The organism is Sporomusa sp. (assembly GCF_057736855.1).
Genome location: NZ_JBYKYF010000335.1, coordinates 1 through 996, shown reverse-complemented (window position 1 = coordinate 996; position 996 = coordinate 1). Strand labels below are relative to the sequence as shown.

The 996-nt window shown below is 43.4% G+C and carries 3 protein-coding genes; all 3 read left to right on the top strand.

All coding sequences use genetic code 11. The features are described from left to right. The coding region (locus AC29Z1_RS15735) for a hypothetical protein (protein ID WP_488272402.1) at positions 1 to 558 on the top strand (558 nt) is incomplete at its 5' end. Next, complete coding sequence (locus AC29Z1_RS15730; RefSeq protein WP_488272401.1) at positions 555 to 794, top strand: hypothetical protein; 240 nt, start codon at positions 555 to 557, stop codon at positions 792 to 794. The genes AC29Z1_RS15735 and AC29Z1_RS15730, both read left to right, overlap by 4 nt. Next, positions 794 to 943 carry a hypothetical protein gene (locus AC29Z1_RS15725; RefSeq protein ID WP_488272400.1) on the top strand — a complete coding sequence of 50 codons (150 nt, stop codon included), beginning with the start codon at positions 794 to 796 and terminating at the stop codon, positions 941 to 943. The genes AC29Z1_RS15730 and AC29Z1_RS15725 overlap by 1 nt, the downstream gene beginning before the upstream one ends. Positions 944 to 996 lie beyond the last annotated feature (53 nt).

The window sequence follows — 996 nt, the reverse complement described above, 5'->3', positions numbered from 1 at the left end:
GGGAAAAGCCAGTCTACTGCTTTTAAGACGTGGAGCAAAGTGTTGTCTGTAATACCTCGATTCATAAAGCATAATATTACAGTACGCATTATTGGAAATTTGCCTGAAACCGTAGTTATTGATAACACATTGGTAGGTTATGGCGGAAATCTGACTATTAGAGGTGATACAGATAATCCAAGCAATCATGTAGTTAGTGCTATAACGATAGTGTCATCGAAAAATTTGTTCGTAAAGTATCTGCAAAGTTCTGGAGAAATCAATGTTTCTGTTTCTTCGGCTCACATAGCGAACTGTTATCCCCGTGCTAGTGGCGCTCGGGGAATAAGGATTAATTTGAGTATTGTCCGTATAGAGTCATGCGACTTTGGTACGGGAGTGGCGCAAGATTGCATTATAGCATATAATGCATCACAAGTTCACTCTTTCAACAATACTGGACAGGGTACTCAATATGGTTTGGCAGCGATGGAGGGCTCTACGATTGGCAAAAATGGTACGCAACCCACAGGCGCTACGGCCAATGAGTATGTAAGTAGTGGAGGGCGGATAAGATGAAGCGGCTATTTGTAAAAGGCGATTTAGTCGGGGAAGCCGATGTAATAGTAAAGACGTCTACTGATATTATCGGTTATGTTAATGGGGTAGAAGTATTTGCAGTTCGTGGTATAAACGATTTTTCAGTTTTCCAAATTGAAGGCGGCGACTTTGACCCTGACCCTGAGCAAGAAAAAGAACAGCGTATAGCTGATCTTGAAGCTGCTATTGCGGCAATTTTAGGGGGTGCTATGTGATGATGCCTCTATGGAAGCGCAATATCTTCGTGCGGGTAGTTACTAGACGCATGGCAGAAGAAGGAAAAACAGCGGAGGAAATTCTGGCAGAATATCCTGCTTTGACGACAGAGGAGAAACAGGAAATTTTATCTGCTATTGCAAGTTAGGACTTTAATGCGCAACAAGGCCCCCGGCATGGGGGCCTTTGTTTTGCCGCCGA